Source organism: Streptomyces capparidis (genome assembly GCF_054782095.1).
In genome coordinates this window covers 73,681-97,258 of the sequence record NZ_BAAGTD010000035.1, presented here as the reverse complement: position 1 = coordinate 97,258, position 23,578 = coordinate 73,681, and the positions used below count along the sequence as shown (strand labels likewise).

The window sequence follows — 23,578 nt, the reverse complement described above, 5'->3', positions numbered from 1 at the left end:
CACCCCCACCCCCGCCCGCCCGGCAGTGTCCGCTCGTCGTGGGATGCTGGGCCGTGATGGCCAGGAAGACGACGAACGACGACCCCCTCGCCCCGGTGACGCTCGCCGTGGGCCAGGAGGAGCTGCTGCTCGACCGCGAGGTCGCGCAGGTGGTGGCGGCGGCCAGGGCGGCGGACCCGGACACCGACGTGCGCGACCTGACCCCGGACGCGGTGCAGCCCGGCACCCTCGCGGAGCTGACCAGCCCCTCGCTGTTCGCCGAGCGCAAGGTGGTGGTGATCCGCTCCGCGCAGGACCTGTCCGCGGACACGGTCAAGGACGTCAAGGCGTACCTGGCCGCGCCGGTGGAGGAGATCGTCCTGGTGCTGCTGCACGCCGGGGGCGCCAAGGGCAAGGCGCTGCTGGACGCGGCCCGCAAGGCCGGGGCCCGTGAGGTCGCCTGCCCGAAGATGACCAAGCCGGCCGAGCGGCTGGCGTTCGTGCGGGGCGAGTTCCGCACCGCCGGGCGCTCCGCCACCGAGGACGCCTGCCGGGCCTTGGTGGACGCCATAGGCAGCGACCTGCGGGAGCTGGCGAGCGCCTGCGCCCAGCTCGCCGCCGACGTGGAGGGGCCCGTCGACGAGAGCGTGGTCGCCCGCTACTACACCGGCCGCGCCGAGGCGTCGAGCTTCACCGTCGCCGACCGGGCGGTGGAGGGCCGGGCGGCCGAGGCGCTGGAGCAACTGCGCTGGGCGCTGGCGGTGGGTGTGGCCCCGGTGCTCGTCACCAGCGCGCTCGCGCAGGGGGTGCGGGCGATCGGCAAGCTGGCCACCGCCCCGCGCGGCATGCGCCCGGGCGACCTGGCGCGGGAGCTGGGCATGCCGCCGTGGAAGATCGACCGGGTGCGGCAGCAGATGCGCGGCTGGACGGGCGACGGCGTCGCGGCCGCCCTGAAGGCCGTCGCCGAGGCCGACGCCGCGGTCAAGGGCGGCGGCAGCGATCCGGCCTACGCGCTGGAGCGGGCCGTGGTCGTGGTCGCCCAGGCCGCCCGCTCGTCCCGCTCCGGCGCCCGGTACTGAGCGCCGGGGGCGGGCCGGACGGCGCGCTCCGGACCCGTGGCCCGTGACCCGCCGGGAGCGGCCTCGCCCCGCGGCGGGCGCGCCGCCGGGCGGGGCGCGGCCGAGCGGGGTACGGGCGGGCAGGGCGCCTCCGGGCGAAGTACGACCGGCCGGCCCGCCGCCGCGGTCGTCACGAGCGGAGCTTGCCCAGCGTGGCCTCGGTGTCCTTGCGCATCTTCGGCGTGATGTCGGACAGCGAGGGGATCTCGTCCTCCTCGCCGTAGTCGCTCCACGACATGGAGTACGTCATCCAGCCGTCGCGGACCGCCAGGTAGGCGTACGCGTACGAGCGGTCCGCCGTCGGCTCCGAGGTCACCAGGTACGCCTTGTCGCCGAGCCCGTCCACCGCCTCGACCTTGTAGTCGCCCTCGCGCTGCTCGTAGCCCTGCCAGATCGCGTCGAACTCGGCCGAGGGGTCGGTCTCCTTGTGCAGGTCCACGTTGATCGTCACATAGGCGTTGGCGAACGAGTCGCCGGTGCGCTTCAGCGACAGGCTGCAATTCATGGTGTCGAGCGCGCTGTGCTTGACGGAGTCGTGGCTCGGGTCGTCGTCCTCCTCGGGGTACTCCTCCTTGAGGGCGGATATGTCCGAGGACTGGCACAGGTCGTCCTTGAGCGTGTACGCCCCGAGGTCGGGCTCGTCGTCGCTCCCCAGCAACTGGAAGCCGACCAGGCCGCCGCCCCACAGCACCGACGCCACCGCGGCGCCCAGCACCGCCCACAGCACCTTGCGCCCGCCGCCGCCACCACCGCCGGAGCCGGTGCCGGGGGCGGGCTGGCCGGGCACGCCCGCGGGCCCGTACGGCGAGGGCATCGGCTGGGCGTAGGGGTTCGGGACGCCGGGCTGCCCCGCCTGGGTGGGGGCCTGGGCGTAGGGGTTGGGCTGCGCGGGCTGTCCCTGGGGCGGGAGGGGGGACTGCCCGGGCTGGCCCGGGATGCCGGGCGGCTGGCTCGGCGGCGGGGACCCGTAACCACCCGGGGTGTGCGGATTGGGGTACGGGTAGGCGCTTGGCTGCTCAGGCGGCGTGGACATGCCGCGACGATACCGGCACGCCAAAGCCCCGTCCGTTCCGGTGACCAACATGGCCGGGAAGGTGACCAACCCGGTACGAAGGTGACCGTTCGGTTGCGGACGGGGCTTGGTGTGGACTCCGTGTGGCGCAGGCACCCGCGTGGCGAACGCAGGCCGCGTGCCGCGCCGGGGCGCCGACCGGGGGCGAGTGAGAGGGCCGCCCGTTCCGGTCCGGCGCTGACGTACGAGCAGTGGCGTACGGCAGGTACGGAAGGTTCCGGCCCGCGCGGGCCGGAGGGGTCAGCCCTGGAGGGAGGCGACCCGGTGGGCCAGCGCCGACTTCTTGTTGGCGGCGGCGTTCTTGTGGATGACGCCCTTGCTGACCGCCTTGTCGAGCTTCTTCGACGCCTCGCGCATCAGCTCGGTGGCCTTGGCGGTGTCGCCGGCCTCGACGGCCTCGCGGGTCTTGCGGATGGCGGTCTTCAGCGAGGACTTGACCGCCTTGTTGCGCATCCGCGCCTTCTCGTTCGTCCTGTTGCGCTTGATCTGGGACTTGATGTTCGCCACGTTGAGAGCCTCGAACCAAGTGAGTAGTGGATTTCGTCGCGCGCGTCGCGGAAGAGGGCGCGAGGCGCAGTGGGACAGGCTACCAGCAGGCGGGAACGGCCCCCAAAACCACGCCGCCGCGCCCGCCCCGGCGGGGCGGCGGGTCGCCGGTGCGGCGGCCCCCGGCCGCCGTGCCGACCGGCGCGGACAGCCGGAGGCCGGACATGGGACTATGGGGGCGACGGATCGATCAGACAGCACCGTCCGCCGCACCCGCCGCCCCCGGCCCCGAGCCGGCCGGGCGGGAAGCCCGGCGGCGGACCGAACAGAATCTGGACCCCGCGTGCCCGCGACCCCGACCCATGTGCCGGAACCGAGCCGTACCGCCCCGGCTCTGATCCGCAATTTCTGCATCATCGCGCACATCGACCACGGCAAGTCCACTCTCGCCGACCGCATGCTCCAGCTCACCGGCGTTGTCGACCAGCGCCAGATGCGCGCGCAGTACCTCGACCGCATGGACATCGAGCGCGAGCGCGGCATCACCATCAAGTCCCAGGCGGTGCGGCTGCCCTGGGCGCCCACGACGGGCGCCGACGCGGGCAGCACGCACATCCTGAACATGATCGACACCCCCGGCCACGTCGACTTCACCTACGAGGTCTCCCGGTCGCTCGCGGCCTGCGAGGGGACGGTCCTGCTGGTGGACGCCGCCCAGGGCATCGAGGCGCAGACGCTCGCCAACCTGTACCTGGCGCTGGAGAACGACCTCACGATCATCCCCGTCCTCAACAAGATCGACCTGCCCGCGGCTCAGCCGGAGAAGTACGCGGCCGAGCTGGCCCACATCATCGGCTGCGACCCGTCGGAGGTGCTCAAGGTGAGCGCCAAGACCGGCGAGGGCGTCGCCGAGCTGCTCGACGTGGTCGTGGACAAGGTGCCCGCCCCGGTGGGCGTCGCCGACGCCCCCGCCCGGGCGATGATCTTCGACTCCGTCTACGACGCCTACCGCGGCGTCGTCACCTATGTGCGGGTGGTGGACGGGCAGCTCTCCCGGCGCGAGCGCATCCAGATGATGTCCACCGGCGCCGCGCACGAGCTGCTGGAGATCGGCGTGATCTCGCCCGAGCCCAAGGCGTCCGACGGCCTGGGCGTCGGCGAGGTGGGCTATCTGATCACCGGTGTGAAGGACGTCCGCCAGTCCAAGGTCGGCGACACGATCACCCAGTTGCACAAGGGCGCCACCCAGGCGCTTGGCGGGTACAAGGACCCCAAGCCGATGGTGTTCTCCGGCCTGTACCCGCTGGACGGCTCGGACTACCCGCTGCTGCGCGACGCCCTGGACAAGCTCCGGCTCAACGACGCCGCGCTGGTGTACGAGCCGGAGACCTCCGCCGCGCTCGGCTTCGGCTTCCGCTGCGGCTTCCTCGGCCTGCTGCACCTGGAGATCATCCGCGAGCGCCTGGAGCGCGAGTTCAACCTCGACCTCATCGCCACCGCGCCCAACGTGATCTACCAGGTCCTCATGGAGGACGGCATCGAGCACACGGTGACCAACCCGAGCGAGTACCCCACGGGGAAGATCGCCTCGGTGCGCGAGCCGGTGGTGCGGGCGACGGTGCTGGCGCCGAGCGAGTTCGTCGGCGCGATCATGGAGCTGTGCCAGTCCCGGCGCGGCAGCCTGCTCGGCATGGACTACCTGTCCGAGGACCGGGTCGAGCTGCGCTACACGCTGCCGCTCGCGGAGATCGTCTTCGACTTCTTCGACCAGTTGAAGTCCAAGACCCGCGGCTACGCGTCCCTGGACTACGAGCCCACCGGCGAGCAGGAGTCCGACCTGGTGAAGGTGGACATCCTGCTGCACGGCGACAAGGTGGACGCCTTCTCCGCGATCGTGCACAAGGACAAGGCGTACAACTACGGCGTCCAGATGGCGTCCAAGCTGAGGGAGCTGATCCCCAGGCAGCAGTTCGAGGTGCCGATCCAGGCGGCGATCGGGGCGCGGGTCATCGCGCGCGAGACGGTGCGGGCGATCCGCAAGGACGTGCTCGCCAAGTGCTACGGCGGTGACATCTCCCGCAAGCGGAAGCTGCTGGAGAAGCAGAAGGAGGGCAAGAAGCGGATGAAGATGGTGGGCCGCGTCGAGGTCCCCCAGGAGGCCTTCATCGCCGCGCTCTCCACCGACTCCGACGGCCCCGCGGACAGCAAGAAGAAGTAGGGCACGGCCCCCGGCGCCGCCCCGCCCGCCCACGGGCCGGGGCGGCGCCGCACGTCCGGCGCGGCCACCGGGCGGACGTGGCCGGGGAGCCGCCGCCACCCCCTGCACCGGCGCCTCACCTCTCCCGTGTACCCCCCACGCAACAGCCCGCCGCCGGGCCCTTACGCGGCGGGCTCCGCGCCCTTACCCTGATCGTCCCGGACTGGTTACTGGCCGGTTAAGCAACGAAGCGCCCGGGCACCGGAGGTTGAAGTGAGCGCACCCGCCCAGACGTCGATCGCGAGCCGGATCGAGAACCGGCCCCCCTCCGTGGCGGCGATCTTCCTCGACCGCGTACGCGAGACTCCGGACACGGAGGCGTTCCGCCACCCCGTGCCCGCACCGGGCGGCGGCCCCGACGAGTGGCGCACCCTGACCTGGGCGCAGACGGCCGAGCGGGTCTTCCGCATCGCCGCGGGCCTGATGGCGCTGGGGGTGCGGCCCGAGGAGCGCGTCGCCATCGCCAGCAACACCCGCCTGGAGTGGATCCTCGTCGACTTCGGCATCCTGTGCGGCGGTGCGGCCACCACCACGATCTACCCGTCCACCAACGCCGCCGAGAGCGCCTACGTCCTCGCCGACTCCGCGAGCCGGGTCCTGGTCGCCGAGGACGCCGAGCAGTTGGCCAAGGCGACCGCGCACCGCGCCGAGCTGCCCGAGCTGGCCCATGTGGTGCTCCTCGACGACGCGGGCGTGGACCGCGCCGAGCACGGCGAGTGGGTGCTGACCCTCGCGGAGCTGGAGCGGCGCGGCGCCGAGCACCTGGAGAAGCACCCCGACTGCGTGACGGACACCATCGCCGCGCTGCGCCCCGAGCAGCTCGCCACCCTCATCTACACCTCGGGCACCACCGGCCGGCCCAAGGGGGTGCGCCTGAAGCAGGACACCTGGTCGTACCTGGCCCGCGCCATCGAGGCCATCGACCTGGTCAACCGGGACGACGTGCAGTACCTGTGGCTGCCGCTGGCGCACGTCTTCGGCAAGGCGCTGCTGTCCGGGCAGGTCGGCATCGGCCACGTCTCGGCGGTGGACGGCCGCATCGACAAGATCATCGAGAATCTGCCGGTGGTGCAGCCCACCTTCATGTGCGCCGTCCCGCGGATCTTCGAGAAGGTCTACAACGGCGTGGCGGCCAAGGCCCGGCAGGGCGGCGACGCCAAGTACAAGATCTTCCGCTGGGCGGTGGGGGTGGCCCGCGAGTACGCACAGGTCACCCAGGAGAACCAGCGGCGCACCGGCACGGCGTCCGCCCCGTTCGGCCTGTCCGCCAAGCACGCCCTCGCCGACAAGCTCGTCTACGCCAAGCTCCGCGAGGCCTTCGGCGGCAACCTGCGCGCCTGCGTCTCCGGCTCCGCCGCGCTCGCCCCGGACATCGGCTTCTTCTTCGCCGGCGCCGGCATCAACATCCTGGAGGGCTACGGCCTGACGGAGACCGCGGGCCCCAGCCACGTCAACCCGGAGAACTACCGCACCGGCACGGTCGGCAAGCCGCTGCCCGGCACCGAGATGCGGGTCGCGGACGACGGCGAGATCCTGCTGCGCGGCCCCGGCATCATGCAGGGCTACCACGGCCTGCCCGAGCTGACCGCCGAGGTCCTGGAGCCGGACGGCTGGCTGCACACCGGCGACATCGGCGAGATCTCCGAGGACGGCTTCCTGCGGATCACCGACCGCAAGAAGGACCTCATCAAGACCTCCGGCGGCAAGTACGTGGCCCCGGCGGAGGTCGAGGGGCGCTTCAAGGCCATCTGCCCGTTCGTCGGCAATGTCCTGGTGCACGGCGCCGGGCGCAACTACTGCACCGCGCTGATCGCGCTCGACGAGCCGTCGATCACCGCGTGGGCGCGGGAGAACGAGCTCGGTGATCTGTCCTACGCCGATCTCGTCAGGCACCAGGCCGTCCGGGAGCTGGTGGACGGGTATGTGCAGCGCCTCAACGGCGACCTCCAGCGCTGGCAGACGATCAAGAAGTTCGCGATCCTGCCGCGCGACCTCGACGTCGAGCACGGCGAACTCACCCCGAGCTTGAAGCTCAAGCGAGCCGTGGTCGAGAAGCACTACGGGGAGCTGATCGAGGAGATGTACGCCGGTACGCGCGAGGACTGAGGGGTCCTCGGCAGCACAAACGTGGTGCGCCGGGAGCGCGCGGTCGGCGACGCGCGCTCCGACGCACCCCCGAACACACCGGACGGACGACCCCGGGGAGAGCGGACCCCCGGGACACGGCGGCGCAGGCCCGGCGGCCGCGCGGCGGCGGGGGAGAAGAACGTCACTCCAACGCAATACCTGGCCAACGGCTTCCGTGACTTGTCGCTTATAGGCACGCTCGGTCTGTCACCATTGCGTCACCTCGAACGGCGCATCAGACCGCGCCCTCATCCGTCCCGGAGCGACACGTGGGTCCGCAACCACCGCCGCGGGAATACGCCGCCCGCACCAGCCTCCCCTGCAACCAGCTCGCCGCGTCGGCGGGCCGCAGATTCGTGCGGGCGGCCCTCGCCGAGTGGACCGCGCTCGGCGCCCCCGGCGCGCACGGCATCAGCGACGGGCTCGTGGACGACGCCGTCCTGCTCACCAGCGAGCTGGTCACCAACGCGGTGGTGCACGCCCGCACCAACGTGGAGCTGCGCTGCCGGTGGGACTGCGCGGACGCCCCGGCCAGGCTCCGCGTCGAGGTCGCCGACCACCACCCCGGGCGGATGGCCCGCGACTACCAGGGCACCAAGACCGGCTGGGGGCTGCGCCTGGTGGACTTCCTCGCCGAGTCCTGGGGCGTGGGCTACCACCACGCGGGCAAGGCGGTGTGGTTCCGGCTCCAGGCGGAGCCCGAGCCGCCGGGAACGCCCCGCACCGGCGAGGACGACGTGCCGCTCCGCCGCGAGCTGCGCATCGCCGAGATCCTCGCGCCCGCGCCCCTGCGCGACCGCGGGTCGGGCCTGGACCGGTTCAGCCGCGGCTCGCTGGCGTTCCTCGCCGAGGCGGGCGACCTGCTCGCGGGCCAACTGGACGAGGACGCCATCGCCGCGCTGACCGCGGGGCTGCTGGTGCCCGGGCTCGCCGACTGGTGCGCGGTGTGGCTCACCGAGGAGTCCGAGGGGTCCCGGCTGGCCCGGGTGCGGCACCTGGACGAGCGGCGCGCCGAGGCGCTGCGCTCGGTGCTGGAGAAGGAGCCGCCACCGCCGCGGTGGGAGCACCCCGGCGGCATCCCCCGGCCCTGGCCCGGCGACCTGCCCGGCCACGACCCGGGCGGCTCCGCGCTGGCCTGCCCGCTGGTCGCCGACGACGGCCGCTGCCACGGCACCCTGGTCGTGGGCAGGGCCGGGGTGCCGCCGGTCGCCGGCGAGGTGCTGCGGCTGGTGGAGGACCTGTCCCGGCGGGTGGCGCAGGCCCTCGGCACGGCCCGCAGGTACAGCCACCAGGCCCGCATCAGCCGGGTGCTCCAGCGCGGCCTGCGGCCCCCGGCCATGGCCGACGTCCCCGGCCTGACCAGCGCCGTGGTGTACGAGCCCGCGGGCGGCGAGGGCCTGGACGTCGGCGGCGACTTCTACGACGTGTTCCCCGCGGGCGACGGCCGCTGGTGCTTCGCGCTCGGCGACGTGTGCGGCAACGGCCCGGAGGCGGCCACCGTCACCGGCCTGGCCCGCAACGTGGTGCGGCTGCTTGCCCGGGAGGGCCGGGGCGTGGCCGAGGTGGTGCAGCGGCTCAACCGCACCATGATCCAGGACGGCGCGGAGCGGGAGGCTGCGGAGCGGGACGACGCCGAGGGCCCGCCGTTCCTCAGCCTGCTCTTCGGCGAGCTGCTGCCGAGCCCGGACGACACGGGGGCCTGCACCGTCACCCTGGCGAGCGCGGGCCACCCGCTGCCGCTGCTGCTGCGCGCGGACGGCGAGGTGGCGGCCGTGGGGGAGTCCGGGCTGCTGCTGGGGATCGACGGGGACGCGCGGTACCCGGAGCGGTCCTTCACGCTGACGCCGGGCGAGACCCTGCTGTGCGTCACCGACGGGGTCACCGAGCGGCGCGACGACGACGGCCGGCAACTGGACGACGGCGACGGCCTGCGGCACCTGCTCGCCTCCTGCGCGGGCCTGGACGCCGACGCGGTCGCCGAGCGGGTCCGCGGGACCGTCCACGGCTTCGGCACCCGGCCGCTGAAGGACGACCTGGCGGTGCTGGTGCTGCGGGCCGCGGACCCGAAGGGCCAGCCGAACCGTTCCGGCTCCTGACCCCCGCCCGCACCCCGCCCCGCCCGCACCCCGCCCCGGCCGTCCCGCGGATGCCGGACAATGGGGACCATGCCCTCCGCACTGCCCGACGGCGAGCCCGTCCCGCCGGACGGCGCGCTGCCCGCCCACGCCCTCGACGGCGCCCGGCAGCGGCCGCTCGGCTTCTACGTCCACGTGCCCTACTGCGCGACCCGCTGCGGGTACTGCGACTTCAACACCTACACGGCCGCCGAGCTGCGCTCCGCCGGCGGCGCCGCCACCTCCCAGGAGACCTACGCCGCCACCGTCGCGGAGGAGGTGCGGCTGGCCAGGAAGGTGCTGGGCGACGACGACCGCCCGGTCAGCACCGTCTTCGTCGGCGGCGGCACCCCCACCCTGCTGCCCGCCGCCGACCTGGGCCGGGTGCTCGCGGCCGTCCGCGAGGAGTTCTCCCTCGCCCCGGACGCCGAGGTCACCACCGAGGCCAACCCCGAGTCGGTGGACCCCGCCTACCTCGCCGAGCTGCGCGCCGCGGGCTTCAACCGGATCTCCTTCGGCATGCAGAGCGCCCGCGAGCACGTCCTGCGGGTCCTGGACCGCCGCCACACCCCCGGCCGGCCCGAGCGCTGCGTCGCCGAGGCGCGGGCGGCCGGCTTCACCCACGTCAACCTGGACCTGATCTACGGCACGCCCGGCGAGTCCGACGACGACTGGCGGGCCTCCCTGGACGCGGCCCTCGGCGCCGGGCCCGACCACGTCTCCGCGTACGCGCTGATCGTGGAGGAGGGCACCGGGCTCGCCCGCCGCATCCGCCGCGGCGAGATCCCGCCCGTGGACGACGACACGCACGCCGACCGGTACCTCATCGCCGAGGAGGCGCTCGGCGCCGCGGGCCTGGCCTGGTACGAGGTGTCCAACTGGGCGGCGGACCGGGCGGCCCGCTGCCGCCACAACGAGCTGTACTGGACCGGCGCGGACTGGTGGGGCGCGGGTCCCGGCGCGCACAGCCACGTCGGCGGCGTGCGGTGGTGGAACGTCAAGCACCCCGCCGCGTACGCCGGCCGCCTGGCGGCGGGCCGCTCCCCCGGCGCGGGCCGGGAGATCCTGTCCGCGGAGGACCGCCGGGTGGAGCGGATCCTGCTGGAGCTGCGCCTGTCCGACGGCTGCCCCCTGGACGTCCTCACCCCCGCGGGCCTGCGCGCGGCGCGGCGCGCACTCGCCGACGGCCTGCTGGAGCCGGCCCCCTTCACCGAGGGCCGCGCCGTCCTGACCCTGCGCGGACGCCTGCTGGCGGACGGGGTGGTGCGGGAGCTGGTGGACTGAGGGAGCGGGGCGGGCAGCGGCCGCACCCCGCCCGCTCCCCGGCTCAGCCCTCCGCCGTCACGAAGTCGATCAGCTCCTCCACGCGGCCCAGCAGCTCCGGGCGCAGATCGCGGTAGGACGCGACCGAGCCGAGGATGCGCCGCCACGCCGCGCCCGTGTCCTCCGGCCAGCCCAGGGCCCGGCACACGCCCCGCTTCCAGTCCTCGCCGCGCGGCACCCGGGGCCAGTCCGGTATCCCCACCGACGACGGCTTGACCGCCTCCCACACGTCCACGAACGGGTGGCCCACCACCAGCACGTGCTCCCCGGTGACGCCCGCCGCGATCCGGGACTCCTTCGACCCGGGGACCAGGTGGTCCACCAGCACCCCGAGCCGTGCCCCGGGCCCCGGCGCGAACCGCCGCACGATCTCCGGCAGGTCGTCCACGCCCTCCAGGTACTCCACGACCACGCCCTCGACGCGCAGGTCGTCGCCCCACACCCGCTCCACCAGCTCCGCGTCGTGCCGCCCCTCCACGTAGATGCGGCCCGCCCTGGCCACCCGCGCCCGCGCGCCCGGCACCGCGATCGACCCGGACGCGGTCAGCCGCGGGCCGCGCCGCGCCGGTGCGGCGGAGGGCCGGACCAGGGTGACCACCTTCCCGTCCAGCAGGAACCCGCGCGGCTCCATCGGGAAGACCCGGTGCCGCCCGAAGCGGTCCTCCAGCGTCACCGTCAGCCCCTGCGCGGTCTTCTCGCACGCCACCACCGCACCGCAGTACCCGGTGGCGGCCTCCTCGACCACCAGGCCCGTCTCGGCCTCCACCTCGGGCACGGGCCGCCGCCGCTTCCACGGGGGAGTCAGGTCCGGCCCGTGCTCCCCGCCCCAGCTTCTGCTCCGCATCCGTCAGACGATAGACAAGCGCGGCCCGGCCGGGAGGGGCCGGTCAGCGGGACACGCCGAACCGGGCGGCCAGCGCGTCCCGCTGCGCCCGCACGAAGGCGGCGTCCACCACGGCCCCGTGCCCGGGCACGTAGACCGCCCCGCCGCCCGCCCCGTCCCCGCCTGCCGCCCCGTCCCCGCCTGCCCCGTCCCCGCCTTCGGCGAGGAGCCGGTCCAGCGCGGCCGGCCAGTGCCCCGGCACGGCGTCGGGCCCGGCCTGCGGCTCGCCGGACTCCTCCACCAGGTCGCCGCAGAACACCACGGTCCGCCCCGCGTCCCGCACCACCACCGCCAGGTCGTGCCCGGTGTGCCCGGGCCCGGGGTGCACCAGCCGCGCCACCACCCCGCCGAGGTCCACCTCCGCCGCGTCGTCCACCAGGTGCCCCGGCGGGACCAGCGCCGCGGCCGCCCGGCGCGCCGCCGCGGGGTCGGTGCCCCACCGCACCGCGTCGGCGGCCAGGTCCTCGCCGTCCAGGTACCCGGGGAGCCCGCGCTGCCCGTGCACCTCGGCCCCGGCGAACGCGGCCGTGCCGAAGCAGTGGTCGAAGTGCCCGTGGGTGAGCACCACATGGGTGACCCGGCGCCCGGTGGCCGAAAACAGCGACTCCCGCAGCGCCTCGCCCTCCTCCAGGGAGCCGCCGGTGTCCACCACCAGCAGCCCGTTCTCCCCGGCCACCACCCCCGCGGTGGCGTCCAGACCCGGCAGCCTGCGCCGCGCCACCCCGGGCGCGAGCGGCTCCCAGCCCAGCTCCGCCCACCGTTCCCGCCACCGTTCCCGCGGGCCGCCGCCGGGCCCGCTCCGCTGTCGCTTCTGCACGCCACGACGCTAATCCGAGCGGAGGCCGATACGGTTCCGGCATTTCTAAGGCTTGCTACCCGGCCGTACACTGGCTCAGGGCTAGCCTGGCACTCGGCTGAGCAGAGTGCCAACGCCAGGAAATGTCGGGCCACGGCTGGAGGTGTGCGCCATGCTCAGCGAACGCAGGCTGGAGGTGCTACGCGCCATCGTCCAGGACTACGTCGGCACCGAGGAGCCGGTCGGTTCCAAGGCGTTGACCGAGCGGCACAACCTGGGCGTCTCCCCGGCGACGGTGCGCAACGACATGGCCGCGCTGGAGGAGGACGGCTTCATCCAGCAGCCGCACACCAGCGCGGGACGCATCCCCACCGACAAGGGCTACCGGCTGTTCGTGGACCGGCTGGCGGAGGTCAAGCCGCTGTCGGCGGCCGAGCGCCGGGCGATCCAGAACTTCCTGGGCGGCGCGGTGGACCTGGACGACGTGGTGGCCCGCACGGTCCGCCTGCTCGCCCAGCTCACCCGGCAGGTCGCGGTGGTGCAGTACCCGTCGCTGACCCGCTCCACGGTGCGCCACGTCGAACTGCTCGCGCTGTCCGGGATCCGGGTGATGTGCGTGCTGATCACCAACACCGGCCGGGTGGAGCAGCGCGTCGTGGACTGCCCGGGGCCGGTGGGCGAGACGGTGCTGGCCGACCTGCGGGCGCGGCTGAACAGCCGGGTGGCGGGCCGCCGCTTCCCGGACGTGCCCAAGCTGGTGCAGGACCTGCCCGAGTCGTTCGAGCAGGACGACCGCCCCGTGGTGTCCGCGGTCCTGGCCACCCTGCTGGAGACGCTGGTGGAGGAGACCGAGGAGCGGCTGCTGATCGGCGGCACCGCCAATCTGACCCGGTTCGTCCACGACTTCCCCATGACCATCCGCCCGGTGCTGGAGGCACTGGAGGAGCAGGTGGTGCTGCTGAAGCTGCTCGGGGAGTCCGAGGACTCCGGAGTGACGGTGCGAATCGGCCATGAGAACGCCCATGAAGGGCTGAACTCCACCTCCGTCGTCTCCGTGGGCTACGGTTCGGGCGACGAGGCAGTTGCGAAACTCGGCGTGGTCGGACCGACCCGCATGGACTACCCCGGAACGATGGGAGCGGTACGCGCAGTGGCACGTTACGTCGGACAGATCCTGGCGGAGTCGTAAGTGGCCACGGACTACTACGCGGTCCTGGGCGTCCGGCGCGACGCGAGCCAGGACGAGATCAAGAAGGCGTTCCGTCGCCTCGCCCGCGAGCTGCACCCGGACGTCAACCCGGACCCGAAGACGCAGGAGCGGTTCAAGGAGATCAACGCCGCCTACGAGGTGCTGTCCGACCCGCAGAAGAAGCAGGTCTACGACCTCGGCGGCGATCCGTTGTCCAACTCCGCGGCAGGCGCGGGCGCCGGGGGCTTCGGCGCCGGGTTCGCCGGGTTCAGCGACATCATGGACGCCTTCTTCGGCACGGCCTCGCAGCGCGGCCCGCGCTCGCGCACCCGCCGCGGCCAGGACGCCATGATCCGCCTCGAGATCGAGCTGGACGAGGCCGCGTTCGGCACCACCAAGGACATCCAGGTCGACACGGCCGTGGTGTGCACCACCTGCGAGGGCGAGGGCGCGGCCCCCGGCACCTCCGCGCAGACCTGCGACATGTGCCGCGGCCGCGGCGAGGTCAGCCAGGTCACCCGCTCCTTCCTCGGCCAGGTCATGACCTCCCGCCCGTGCCCGCAGTGCCAGGGCTTCGGCACGGTCGTGCCCACCCCGTGCCCGGAGTGCGCGGGCGACGGCCGGGTGCGGGCCCGCCGCACCCTGACGGTGAAGATCCCCCCGGGCGTGGACAACGGCACCCGCATCCAGCTCGCCGGAGAGGGCGAGGTCGGCCCGGGCGGCGGCCCCGCGGGCGACCTGTACGTGGAGATCGTCGAGCGCCCCCACCCGGTCTTCCAGCGCCGCGGCGACGACCTGCACTGCACGGTGACGCTGCCGATGACGGCGGCGTCGCTGGGCACCAAGGTCCCGCTGGACACGCTGGACGGCCTGGAGGAGGTGGACATCCGCCCCGGCACCCAGTCCGGCCAGTCCATCCCGCTGCACCAGCGGGGCGTGACCCATCTGCGCGGCGGCGGGCGCGGCGACCTCATCGTGCACGTCGAGGTCCAGACGCCCACCAAGCTGGACGCCGAGCAGGAGGAGCTGATCCGCCGCCTGGCCAAGCTCCGCGGCGAGGAGCGGGCGGCCGGCCAGTTCGCGCCGGGCCAGCAGGGCCTGTTCTCCCGCCTGAAGGACGCGTTCAACGGCCGCTAGGCGGCCGCCGGGCGGGCGGGCGGGAGCCGGCGCGGCGGGCGGGACCGCCCCCGCGCACCCGGCGCCCGCCCGGCTGCCACCATAGGGGCATGGCCGAGCCGAGCAGTCTCACCCCGCATCCGATCGTCCAGGCGCCCATGGCCGGAGGCACCTCCTGCCCGCGGCTCGCCGCCGAGGTGTCCCGGGCCGGCGGGCTGGGCTTCCTCGCCGCCGGGTACAAGTCGGCGGACGCGATGCGGCAGGAGATCACCGAGCTGCGCTCGCTCACCGACCGGCCCTTCGGCGTGAACCTGTTCCTGCCCCAGCCGGTCACCCCCGCCGCCGCGGGTGTCGCCGCCTACCGGGAGCGGCTCGGCGCCGAAGCGGACCGCTACGCCACGGCGCCCGGCGACCCGGACCAGGGCACCGACGACGACTACGAGGCGAAGCTCGCCGTCCTGCTGGAGGACCCGGTGCCGCTGGTCGGCTTCACCTTCGGCTGCCCCGACCCGGACACCCTGCGGGCGCTCGCGGCCGTCGGCACCGTCACCGTCGTCACCGCCACCACCCCGGCCGAGGCCGCGGCCGCCGAGCGGGCCGGCGCCGACGCGGTGTGCGTGCAGGGCGCCGAGGCGGGCGCCCACCAGGGCTCGCACCGCAACGACCCGGAGCAGGACGGCGCGGCGCTCGCCCTGCTGCCGCTGCTCGCCCTGGTCCGCGAGGCCGTGGAGCTGCCGCTGGTCGCCGCGGGCGGCATCATGCGCGGGGCGCAGGTCGCCGCGGTGCTGGCCGCGGGCGCGTGCGCCGCCCAGCTCGGCACGGCGTTCCTGGCCTGCCCCGAGTCCGGCGCCCACCCCGCGCACAAGGCCGCGCTCACCGACCCGGCGTTCACCCGCACCGAGCTGACCCGCGCCTTCTCCGGCCGCCCGGCGCGCGGCCTGGTCAACAGGTTCCTCGCCGAGCACGGCGGCCACGCCCCCGCGGCCTACCCGCAGGTGCACCACGTCACCGCGCCGCTGCGCAGGGCCGCCGCCGCGCAGGGCGACCCGCACGGCATGGCGCTGTGGGCCGGGCAGGGCCACCGCCTGGCCAGGCCGCTGCCGGCCGGGCAACTGGTGCGCACCCTGGTGGCGGAGGCGGACGCCGCCCTGGAGGGGGCCCGCGGCCGGGGAGCGGGGCAGGCGTGAGCGCTCCGGTCTTCCTCGTCCCGCCCGGCCGGCTCGCCGACGCCGCGCCCGGCGCCGTGGTGGTCCTCGACGGCGCCGAGGGCAGGCACGCCGTCTCCGTGCGCCGGCTGCGCGCGGGGGAGGAGATCGTGCTCAGCGACGGCGAGGGCCTCGGCGTGCGCGGCACCGTGGCGTCCGTCGAGGGCAAGGACGCGCTGACCGCCGCCGTCGCCGAGCGCCTGGCCGAGCCGGAGCCGTCCCCCCGGATCACCGTGGTGCAGGCCCTGCCCAAGGGCGACCGCGGCGAGCTCGCCGTGGAGACCATGACGGAGGTCGGGGTGGACGAGATCGTGCCCTGGGCGGCGTCCCGCTGCGTCACCCAGTGGCGCGGCGAGCGCGGCGCCAAGGCCCTGGCCAAGTGGCGGGCCACCGCGCGGGAGGCCGGCAAGCAGTCCCGCCGGCTGCGCCTGCCGCGGGTGTGCGAGCCGATGACGACCCCGCAGGTGGCGCGGCTGCTCGCCCAGGCGAGCCTGGGCGCGGTGCTGCACGAGGAGGGCGCCGAGCCGCTGGCGGCGGTGCCGCTGCCCGCCGCGGGCTCCGTGGTGCTCGTGGTCGGGCCCGAGGGCGGGGTGGCGCCGCAGGAGATCGAGGCGTTCGCCGCCGCCGGGGCGCGGCCGTACCGGCTGGGCCCCACCGTGCTGCGCACCTCCACCGCCGGGGTGGCCGCCGCCGCGGCGCTGCTCACCCGTACGGGGCGGTGGGGGTGAGGCCCTACGGGAGTCGCACCCCACGGGTCAGCCCAACGATGTAGCCGGGGGCCGGACCGCTCCTGCCCCCGTCCGATGTGCCGGGCGGGGCCGCGACGGCACGCTGTGGTCATGACACCGATCGCCACCGCGCGCAAGCGGCGCCGTGCCTGGCTGCTCCCCGCCGCCGGCGTCCTCCTGACCCTGGGTCTGCTCACCGCCTGCGACGAGGCGGAGGAGGCCCTCACCGAGGCGGCCGTCCGGGCGGCCGTGGACGAGCTCGGCGGAGACCGCCTGGCGGACGAGGGCTTCGACGTGGACAGCCTGAAATGCTCCACCCCGGACGACGGCGACGGGCCGAAGCGGGTCACGGTGGAGTGCACCGGCCGCACCGGCGACGGCCGGGCGATCCGGATCACCGGCAGCGTCAGCGAGGAGCGCAGCGACTGCGTGCGGGGCGACCTGACGGCCGTCGTCGGCGACCGCAAGGTCTTCGAGTCCGGTTTCCTGGGCGACTGCGGGAAGTGACCGCGCCCGACGGGGAGGCAGGGGGAAGAAAACGGGAGGAAACCGGGCGATACGGCGCCGATCCGCCGATGGGGTGCGGGAACCCCTCCTCGCCCCGTTGAGGTCGTGACTAGGGTGAACGGCGTGACACAGTCTCGCTACCTCCGCTTTCCCCATCTGCACGGTGACCTCGTCACCTTCACGGCCGAGGACGACGTGTGGATCGCCCCGCTCGACGGAGGGCGCGCCTGGCGGGTGAGCGCCGACAACATGCCGGTCAGCCACCCCCGCTTCTCTCCCGACGGCACCTGGATCGCCTGGACCTCCACCCGGGACGGCGCGCCCGAGGTGCACGTCGCGCCGGTCGACGGCGGCCCGTCGCGGCGGCTCACCCACTGGGGGGTGTACCAGACCTCCGTGCGCGGGTGGGTCTCGCCGGACGAGGTGCTGGCCGTCAGCGCGGCCGGTGAGGCGTCAGGGCGGCGCACCTGGGCCCGGGCCGTGCCGCTGGACGGCGGCCCGGCGCGGCGGCTGCCCTACGGCCCGGTCGGCGGCGTCGCCTTCGGTTCCGACGGGGGCACGCTGCTGCTGTCCGCCGCCATGAACCGCGAGGCGGCCTACTGGAAGCGCTACCGCGGCGGCGCCGCGGGCAAGCTGTGGATCGACCGCGAGGGCACCGGCGAGTTCACCCGGGTGCACGCCGCGCTCGACGGCAACATCGAGGCGCCGCTGTGGGTCGGCGACCGGATCGCCTTCCTCAGCGACCACGAGGGCACCGGCGCCCTGTACTCCTCCCTCCCCGACGGCTCGGACCTGCGCCGCCACACCCCGGTGGAGACCGGCTTCTACGCGCGCCACGCCACCACCGACGGCTCCCGCGTGGTGTACGCGAGCGCGGGCGAGCTGTGGCTGCTGGAGGACCTGGCGGACGCCGAGCCGCGCCGCCTCGACCCCCGCACCGGCGGCTCCCGGGTGGACCTCCAGCCGTACCCGGTGCGCCCCGGCCGCCACCTCGGCTCCGCCGCCCCCGGGCACACCGGCCGCGGCAGCGCCGTCGAGGTGCGCGGCACCATCCACTGGATCACCCACCGCGAGGGCCCCGCCCGCGCCCTGTCCGACACCCCGGGGGTGCGCGCCCGCATGCCGCGGGTCCTCGGCGAGCGCGAGCAGGTGGTGTGGGTCACCGACGCCGAGGGCGAGGACGCGCTGGAGTTCGCGCCCATCACCGGCACCGCCCCGGGCACCGCGCCGCGCCGCCTGGCCGCGGGCCGGCTCGGCCGGGTGCACGAGCTCACCGCCTCGCCCGACGGCCGCCGGGTGGCCGTCGCCTCCGACGACGGCCGGGTGCTGCTGGTGGAGACCGAGACCGGGGAGGTGCGCGAGGTCGCGCGCAGCGAGCACGGCGACGCCGACGGCCTGACCTTCTCGCCCGACTCCGGCTGGCTGGCCTGGTCCCACCCGGGCCCGGCGCCGCTGGCCCAGATCAAGCTGGCCAACACCGCGGACCTGTCCGTGGTGGACGCCACCCCGCTGCGGTTCAACGACTTCTCCCCGGCGTTCACCGCCGACGGCAAGCACCTGGCGTTCCTCTCCGAGCGCAGCTTCGACCCGGTCTACGACACCCACGTGTTCGACCTGTCGTTCCCGGCCGGGTGCCGCCCGCACCTGATCACCCTGGCGGCGACCACCCCGTCCCCGTTCGGCCCGCAGCGCCACGGCCGCCCGGCGGCGGGCTCGGGCAAGGACGACGAGGGCCACGACACCGATCGGGCCCACGGCGACGGCGAGCCGGCGCCCGCCACCCGGGTGGACCTGGAGGGGCTCGCCGACCGCATCGTCCCCTTCCCCGTCGAGGCCGACCGCTACTCGCACCTGAGCGCCGCCAAGGACGGCGTGGTGTGGCTGTGCCACCCGCTGACCGGGGTGCTCGGCGCCAACCTCGCCACCCCCGAGTCCGAGCCGCCCGGCCCCACCCTCGAGGCGTTCGACCTGTCCACGCACAAGCTGGAGGAGCTCGCCGACGACGTCGACGCCTACGCGGTCACCGGCGACGGCACCCGGGTGCTGCTGCGCCAGGACGGCAAGCTGCGCGTGGTGCCCGCCGACCGCAAGGCGTCCGACGCCGACGACAAGGTCACCGTCGACCTGTCCCGGATCCGCGTGGTGGTGGACCCGGCCAAGGAGTGGCGGCAGATGTTCGACGAGACCGGCCGCCTGATGCGGGACAACTTCTGGCGGCCCGACCTCGGCGGCGTCGACTGGGACGGCGTCCTCACCCGCTACCGCCCGCTGCTCGACCGGGTCAGCACCCACGACGACCTGGTGGACCTGCTGTGGGAGGTGCACGGCGAGCTCGGCACCTCGCACGCCTACGTCTCCCCGCCCGGCGGCCGGGGCGGCGGCATGTGGGCGCAGGGCCTGCTCGGCGCCGACCTGGAGCGGGACGGCGACGGCCGGTGGCGGGTGAAGCGGATCCTGCCCTCGGAGAGCTCCGACCCGCACGCCCGCTCCCCGCTGGCCGCGCCCGGTGTCGCGGTGCGCCCCGGCGACGCGATCCTGGCGGTGGACGGCCGCCCGGTGGACCCCGCCACCGGGCCCGGGCCGCTGCTGGTCGGCACCGCGGGCAAGCCGGTGGAGCTGACCGTGGCGCCCGCGGCGGGCGGCGACCCGCGGCACGTCGTCGTCGTGCCGATCCCCGACGAGGAGCCGCTGCGCTACCACGACTGGGTCGCCGACCGGCGCGCCTACGTCCACGAGAGGTCCGGGGGCAGGCTGGGCTATCTGCACGTGCCGGACATGGTGGGCTCCGGCTGGGCGCAGCTCCACCGCGACCTGCGGGTGGAGGTCGTCCGGGAGGGCCTGGTGGTGGACGTGCGGGAGAACCGGGGCGGCCACACCTCGCAGTTGGTGATCGAGAAGCTGGCCCGGAAGATCGTCGGCTGGGACGTGCCGCGCGGCATGCGCCCGTTCAGCTACCCGCTGGACGCCCCGCGCGGGCCGATCGTGGCCGTGGCCAACGAGTTCTCCGGCTCCGACGGCGACATGGTCAACGCGGCCGTCCAGGCGCTCGGCATAGGCCCCGTGGTGGGCGTGCGCACCTGGGGCGGCGTCATCGGCATCGACAGCCGGTACCGCCTGGTGGACGGCACCCTGGTCACCCAGCCCAAGTACGCCACCTGGCTGGAGGGCTACGGCTGGGACGTGGAGAACCACGGCGTGGACCCGGACGTGGAGGTCGTCTGCACGCCGCAGGACCACGCCGCGGGCCGCGACCCGCAACTGGACGAGGCCGTGCGCGTCGCCCTGCGGGCGCTGGCGGAACGGCCCGCCGCCGCCCCGCCGGACCTGCCGGGTACCCCCGGCGCGGGAGCGGTAGCATCCAGCGACGACTGATCGAAAGGCGACCGGGCTCCGGACCGGCCCCGGAGGCGCGGCACCCGGCGGAGCGCGCCGGACGCGCGGCCCTCCGGTCCCGGACCGGGGCCCGGCGGGGCTCGGGGGCGCAGCCCCAGGCGGGGGCGAGGGGGGCGGAGCCCCGGGCCTCCGGAGGTGGTCCCCCGGCAGCACCAGAACCGAACAGCGGCAAACCGAGCAGCACCGACTCCGGAGGTAAGTGGCGTGGTGGCGGGTGAGAGGCAGGCGGACTGCCTGTTCTGCAAGATCGTTACCGGCGACGTCCCCGCGACGGTCGTCCGGGAGACCGAGACGACCGTGGCGTTCCGCGACATCAACCCGCAGGCGCCCACCCACGTCCTGGTCATCCCCAAGCTGCACTACCCGGACGCCGCCTCGCTGGCCGCCGCGGAGCCGCAGGTCGCCGCGGACGTGCTGCGCGAGGCCGGCGAGATCGCGGCCGAGGACAAGGTGGACGGCACCGGCTACCGGATCGTGTTCAACACCGGGGCCGGCGCGGGGCAGACCGTCTTCCACGCGCACGCGCACGTGCTGGGCGGCCGCGGCCTCCAGTGGCCCCCCGGGTAGGGCGGGAGCAGCGGCGATGGTGCGCGAACTCGTCGTCCTGGGCACGGCCAGCCAGGTGCCCACCCGGCACCGCAACCACAACGGCTACCTCCTGCGCTGGGACGGCGAGGGCATCCTGTTCGACCCCGGCGAGGGCACCCAGCGGCAGATGCTGCTCGCCGGCGTGGCGGCGCACGACCTGACCCGGATCTGCGTCACCCACTTCCACGGCGACCACTGCCTCGGGCTCGCCGGCGTGGTGCAGCGGCTCAGCCTGGACCGGGTGCCGCACCCGGTCACCGCGCACTACCCGGCGAGCGGGCAGCGGTTCTTCGACCGGCTGCGGTACGCCACCGCCTACCACGAGACCGCGGAGCTGCGGGAGCGCCCCGTGACGGAGGAGGGCGTCCTGGAGGCGAACGGCGCGTTCACCCTCCAGGCGCGCCGGCTGTCCCACCCGGTGGACTCCTTCGGCTACCGCCTCACCGAGCCGGACGGCCGCCGGATGCTGCCCTCGCGGCTGGCCGCGCACGGCGTCACCGGGCCCGACGTCGGCCGGCTCCAGCGGGAGGGCCGGGTGACCGCCCCCGACGGGCGCACGGTCACCCTGGAGCAGGTCAGCGAGGAGCGGCCGGGCCAGCGCTTCGCGTTCGTCATGGACACCCGGATGTGCGACGGCGTGGACGCGCTCGCCGAAGGCGCGGACCTGCTCGTCATCGAGTCCACCTTCCTCGCCGCCGACGCCTCGCTCGCCGAGGCGTACGGCCACCTCACGGCCGCCGAGGCCGCCCGCGCCGCGGCCAGGGCCGGGGTGCGGCACCTGGTGCTCACCCACTTCTCGCAGCGCTACGACGACCCCGCGGCGTTCCTCACCGAGGCCCGCGCCCACTTCGACGGGCCGGTCACGGTGGCCGCCGACCTGATGCGCGTGCCCGTCCCCGCCCGCAGGCGCTCCCCGTGAGCCGGCGGACCCCGGTCCGGGGACGTCATATTCCCCTAAAACGGCTGGCCTCCCGCCTGCCCCGGCCGGTTACCATGGCCAGTGCCACAGCCCCCAGTGAAGAAACGGGATGAGCTGGCCCCCGCGGCCGACCTATGACTCAGACACCCACCTCGCGGACCCCCGCCTCGGGGAAGCAGACCTCCGGCGAACGATCCTCCGGCAAGGACTCCCACGCACGCGCCCGCATCACCGTGCCCGCCCAGCACCCGATGGTCACCGTCCTCGGCTCCGGCGACGCACTCCTGCGCGTGATCGAGAACGCCTTCCCCGCCACCGACATCCATGTGCGGGGCAACGAGGTCAGCGCGACCGGCGACCCGGCAGAGGTCGCCCTGGTCCAGACCCTCTTCGACGAGATGATGCTGGTGCTGCGCACCGGCCAGCCGATGACGGAGGACGCCGTGGAGCGTTCCATCGCCATGCTCCGCAGCGCCGCGGAGGGCGAGCAGGCGGAGAGCCCCGCCGAGGTGCTCACCGCCAACATCCTGTCCAACCGCGGTCGCACGATCCGTCCCAAGACGCTCAACCAGAAGCGCTACGTGGACGCGATCGACCGGCACACCATCGTGTTCGGCATCGGCCCCGCGGGCACCGGCAAGACCTACCTCGCCATGGCCAAGGCCGTCCAGGCCCTCCAGGCCAAGCAGGTCAACCGGATCATCCTCACCCGCCCGGCCGTGGAGGCGGGCGAGCGCCTCGGCTTCCTGCCCGGCACGCTCTACGAGAAGATCGACCCGTATCTGCGCCCGCTGTACGACGCGCTGCACGACATGATCGACCCCGACTCCATCCCCCGGCTGATGGCCGCGGGCACGATCGAGGTCGCCCCGCTGGCGTACATGCGCGGCCGCACCCTCAACGACGCGTTCATCATCCTGGACGAGGCCCAGAACACCAGCCCGGAGCAGATGAAGATGTTCCTGACGCGGCTGGGCTTCGACTCCAAGATCGTGATCACCGGTGACGTCACCCAGGTGGACCTACCGGGCGGCGCCAAGAGCGGCCTGCGCCAGGTGCAGGACATCCTCGAGGGTGTGGACGACATCCACTTCTCCCGGCTGACCAGCACCGACGTGGTCCGTCACAAGCTGGTGAGCCGCATCGTGGACGCCTACGAGGCGCACGACAACGGCCGGGGCGCCGAGACCGACCGCCCCGAGCGCGCCCCGCGCCGCGTCCGCCGCCCGCGCACCACCCCCACGCACCAGGCGCAGCCGCACAGCGCCACCCCGCACGGCACCGAGAGCTGAGAACCTCCGCACCCATGTCGATCGACGTCAACAACGAGTCCGGCTGGGAGGTCGACGAGCGCTCCGTGCTCGACGTCGCCCGCTACGCCCTCCAGCGGATGCGCATCCACCCCCTGTCCGAGCTGTCGTTGATCTTCGTCGACACCGAGGCGATGGAGCAGCTCCACATCCAGTGGATGGACGAGCCGGGCCCCACCGACGTGCTGTCCTTCCCGATGGACGAGCTGCGTCCCGGCAAGGAGGACGAGGAGCCGCCGCAGGGCCTGCTCGGCGACATCGTCCTGTGCCCCGAGGTCGCCAAGAAGCAGGGCGAGGAGGCCGGCCACTCCATGGACGACGAGCTGCACCTGCTCACCGTCCACGGCGTGCTGCACCTGCTCGGCTACGACCACGCGGAGCCGGACGAGGAGCGGGAGATGTTCGGGCTCCAGAAGGAGATCCTGGAGTCCTGGCGGGCCCAGCGCGCCACGGCTCCGGACGCCTGAC

19 protein-coding genes are annotated in these 23,578 nt (G+C 74.5%); 15 read left to right on the top strand and 4 right to left on the bottom strand.

All coding sequences use genetic code 11. The features are described 5' to 3' along the window. Positions 1 to 56 precede the first annotated feature (56 nt). Complete coding sequence (gene holA / locus ACYVO2_RS25445) at positions 57 to 1,058, top strand: DNA polymerase III subunit delta (RefSeq protein ID WP_461010311.1); 1,002 nt, start codon at positions 57 to 59, stop codon at positions 1,056 to 1,058. Between the two features lie 169 nt (positions 1,059 to 1,227). On the opposite strand, the gene ACYVO2_RS25440 is transcribed toward holA, so the two are convergent. Both ACYVO2_RS25440 and rpsT read right to left on the bottom strand, forming a co-directional pair. Next, positions 1,228 to 2,130, bottom strand: coding sequence for a hypothetical protein (locus ACYVO2_RS25440; protein ID WP_461010306.1), 903 nt, complete (start codon positions 2,128 to 2,130; stop codon positions 1,228 to 1,230). Between the two features lie 279 nt (positions 2,131 to 2,409). Then, positions 2,410 to 2,676: a 30S ribosomal protein S20 gene (gene rpsT, locus ACYVO2_RS25435; protein ID WP_461010305.1), complete on the bottom strand. Its 267-nt coding sequence runs from the start codon at positions 2,674 to 2,676 to the stop codon at positions 2,410 to 2,412. 322 nt (positions 2,677 to 2,998) lie between these two features. Here rpsT and lepA point away from each other — a divergent pair, with 322 nt between their 5' ends. From lepA to hemW, 4 genes are all read left to right on the top strand, one after another. Next, positions 2,999 to 4,873 (top strand): translation elongation factor 4, encoded by a 1,875-nt coding sequence (gene lepA / locus ACYVO2_RS25430; protein ID WP_461010304.1) that lies wholly within the window; start codon positions 2,999 to 3,001, stop codon positions 4,871 to 4,873. Between the two features lie 252 nt (positions 4,874 to 5,125). Then, the gene (locus tag ACYVO2_RS25425; protein ID WP_461010303.1) at positions 5,126 to 7,018 is read left to right on the top strand and encodes an AMP-dependent synthetase/ligase; all 1,893 of its coding nucleotides are present in this window, start codon (positions 5,126 to 5,128) and stop codon (positions 7,016 to 7,018) included. Positions 7,019 to 7,308: 290 nt separating this feature from the next. After that, positions 7,309 to 9,135, top strand: a complete 1,827-nt coding sequence (locus tag ACYVO2_RS25420; RefSeq protein ID WP_461010302.1) for a SpoIIE family protein phosphatase — start codon at positions 7,309 to 7,311, stop codon at positions 9,133 to 9,135. 69 nt (positions 9,136 to 9,204) lie between these two features. Then, positions 9,205 to 10,437, top strand: a complete 1,233-nt coding sequence (hemW, locus tag ACYVO2_RS25415; protein ID WP_461010301.1) for a radical SAM family heme chaperone HemW — start codon at positions 9,205 to 9,207, stop codon at positions 10,435 to 10,437. Positions 10,438 to 10,480: 43 nt separating this feature from the next. Here the strand turns inward: hemW and ACYVO2_RS25410 are convergent, their stop codons facing one another. Both ACYVO2_RS25410 and ACYVO2_RS25405 read right to left on the bottom strand, forming a co-directional pair. Beyond that, complete coding sequence (locus ACYVO2_RS25410; protein ID WP_461010300.1) at positions 10,481 to 11,320, bottom strand: DUF3097 domain-containing protein; 840 nt, start codon at positions 11,318 to 11,320, stop codon at positions 10,481 to 10,483. 43 nt (positions 11,321 to 11,363) lie between these two features. Then, positions 11,364 to 12,176 carry an MBL fold metallo-hydrolase gene (locus ACYVO2_RS25405; RefSeq protein WP_461010299.1) on the bottom strand — a complete coding sequence of 271 codons (813 nt, stop codon included), beginning with the start codon at positions 12,174 to 12,176 and terminating at the stop codon, positions 11,364 to 11,366. Between the two features lie 151 nt (positions 12,177 to 12,327). On the opposite strand from ACYVO2_RS25405, the gene hrcA reads away from it, so the two are divergent. From hrcA to ybeY, 10 genes are all read left to right on the top strand, one after another. Next, on the top strand, positions 12,328 to 13,344 hold the full coding sequence (gene hrcA, locus ACYVO2_RS25400; protein WP_461010298.1) for a heat-inducible transcriptional repressor HrcA: 1,017 nt from the start codon (positions 12,328 to 12,330) through the stop codon (positions 13,342 to 13,344). Continuing rightward, complete coding sequence (dnaJ, locus tag ACYVO2_RS25395) at positions 13,345 to 14,481, top strand: molecular chaperone DnaJ (protein ID WP_461010297.1); 1,137 nt, start codon at positions 13,345 to 13,347, stop codon at positions 14,479 to 14,481. 89 nt (positions 14,482 to 14,570) lie between these two features. Further along, the gene (locus ACYVO2_RS25390; RefSeq protein ID WP_461010296.1) at positions 14,571 to 15,647 is read left to right on the top strand and encodes a nitronate monooxygenase; all 1,077 of its coding nucleotides are present in this window, start codon (positions 14,571 to 14,573) and stop codon (positions 15,645 to 15,647) included. Beyond that, complete coding sequence (locus tag ACYVO2_RS25385) at positions 15,644 to 16,393, top strand: 16S rRNA (uracil(1498)-N(3))-methyltransferase (RefSeq protein WP_461010295.1); 750 nt, start codon at positions 15,644 to 15,646, stop codon at positions 16,391 to 16,393. Before ACYVO2_RS25390 ends, ACYVO2_RS25385 begins: the two co-directional genes overlap by 4 nt. Before the next feature lie 111 nt (positions 16,394 to 16,504). Then, positions 16,505 to 16,900 carry a hypothetical protein gene (locus tag ACYVO2_RS25380; RefSeq protein ID WP_461010294.1) on the top strand — a complete coding sequence of 132 codons (396 nt, stop codon included), beginning with the start codon at positions 16,505 to 16,507 and terminating at the stop codon, positions 16,898 to 16,900. Between the two features lie 123 nt (positions 16,901 to 17,023). Beyond that, positions 17,024 to 20,272, top strand: a complete 3,249-nt coding sequence (locus ACYVO2_RS25375; protein WP_461010293.1) for a S41 family peptidase — start codon at positions 17,024 to 17,026, stop codon at positions 20,270 to 20,272. Positions 20,273 to 20,500: 228 nt separating this feature from the next. Next, positions 20,501 to 20,860: a histidine triad nucleotide-binding protein gene (locus tag ACYVO2_RS25370; RefSeq protein ID WP_461010310.1), complete on the top strand. Its 360-nt coding sequence runs from the start codon at positions 20,501 to 20,503 to the stop codon at positions 20,858 to 20,860. A gap of 16 nt (positions 20,861 to 20,876) precedes the next feature. Next, positions 20,877 to 21,800 carry a ribonuclease Z gene (locus tag ACYVO2_RS25365; protein ID WP_461010292.1) on the top strand — a complete coding sequence of 308 codons (924 nt, stop codon included), beginning with the start codon at positions 20,877 to 20,879 and terminating at the stop codon, positions 21,798 to 21,800. 134 nt (positions 21,801 to 21,934) lie between these two features. Then, on the top strand, positions 21,935 to 23,092 hold the full coding sequence (locus ACYVO2_RS25360) for a PhoH family protein (protein ID WP_461010291.1): 1,158 nt from the start codon (positions 21,935 to 21,937) through the stop codon (positions 23,090 to 23,092). A 14-nt stretch (positions 23,093 to 23,106) separates the two neighbouring features. After that, entirely contained in the window at positions 23,107 to 23,577 is a 471-nt protein-coding gene (gene ybeY, locus ACYVO2_RS25355; protein ID WP_461010290.1) for an rRNA maturation RNase YbeY, read from the top strand. Position 23,578 lies beyond the last annotated feature (1 nt).

What these genes read in the sequence shown, in the direction of transcription:
- ACYVO2_RS25440 (WP_461010306.1), bottom strand. Translation starts at nt 2,130, where the DNA reads ATGTCCACGCCGCCTGAGCAGCCAAGCGCCTACCCGTACCCCAATCCG.
- ACYVO2_RS25360 (WP_461010291.1), top strand. Translation starts at nt 21,935, where the DNA reads ATGACTCAGACACCCACCTCGCGGACCCCCGCCTCGGGGAAGCAGACC.
- hemW (WP_461010301.1), top strand. Translation starts at nt 9,205, where the DNA reads ATGCCCTCCGCACTGCCCGACGGCGAGCCCGTCCCGCCGGACGGCGCG.
- holA (WP_461010311.1), top strand. Translation starts at nt 57, where the DNA reads ATGGCCAGGAAGACGACGAACGACGACCCCCTCGCCCCGGTGACGCTC.
- ACYVO2_RS25380 (WP_461010294.1), top strand. Translation starts at nt 16,505, where the DNA reads ATGACACCGATCGCCACCGCGCGCAAGCGGCGCCGTGCCTGGCTGCTC.
- ACYVO2_RS25410 (WP_461010300.1), bottom strand. Translation starts at nt 11,320, where the DNA reads ATGCGGAGCAGAAGCTGGGGCGGGGAGCACGGGCCGGACCTGACTCCC.
- ybeY (WP_461010290.1), top strand. Translation starts at nt 23,107, where the DNA reads ATGTCGATCGACGTCAACAACGAGTCCGGCTGGGAGGTCGACGAGCGC.
- ACYVO2_RS25365 (WP_461010292.1), top strand. Translation starts at nt 20,877, where the DNA reads ATGGTGCGCGAACTCGTCGTCCTGGGCACGGCCAGCCAGGTGCCCACC.
- hrcA (WP_461010298.1), top strand. Translation starts at nt 12,328, where the DNA reads ATGCTCAGCGAACGCAGGCTGGAGGTGCTACGCGCCATCGTCCAGGAC.
- ACYVO2_RS25390 (WP_461010296.1), top strand. Translation starts at nt 14,571, where the DNA reads ATGGCCGAGCCGAGCAGTCTCACCCCGCATCCGATCGTCCAGGCGCCC.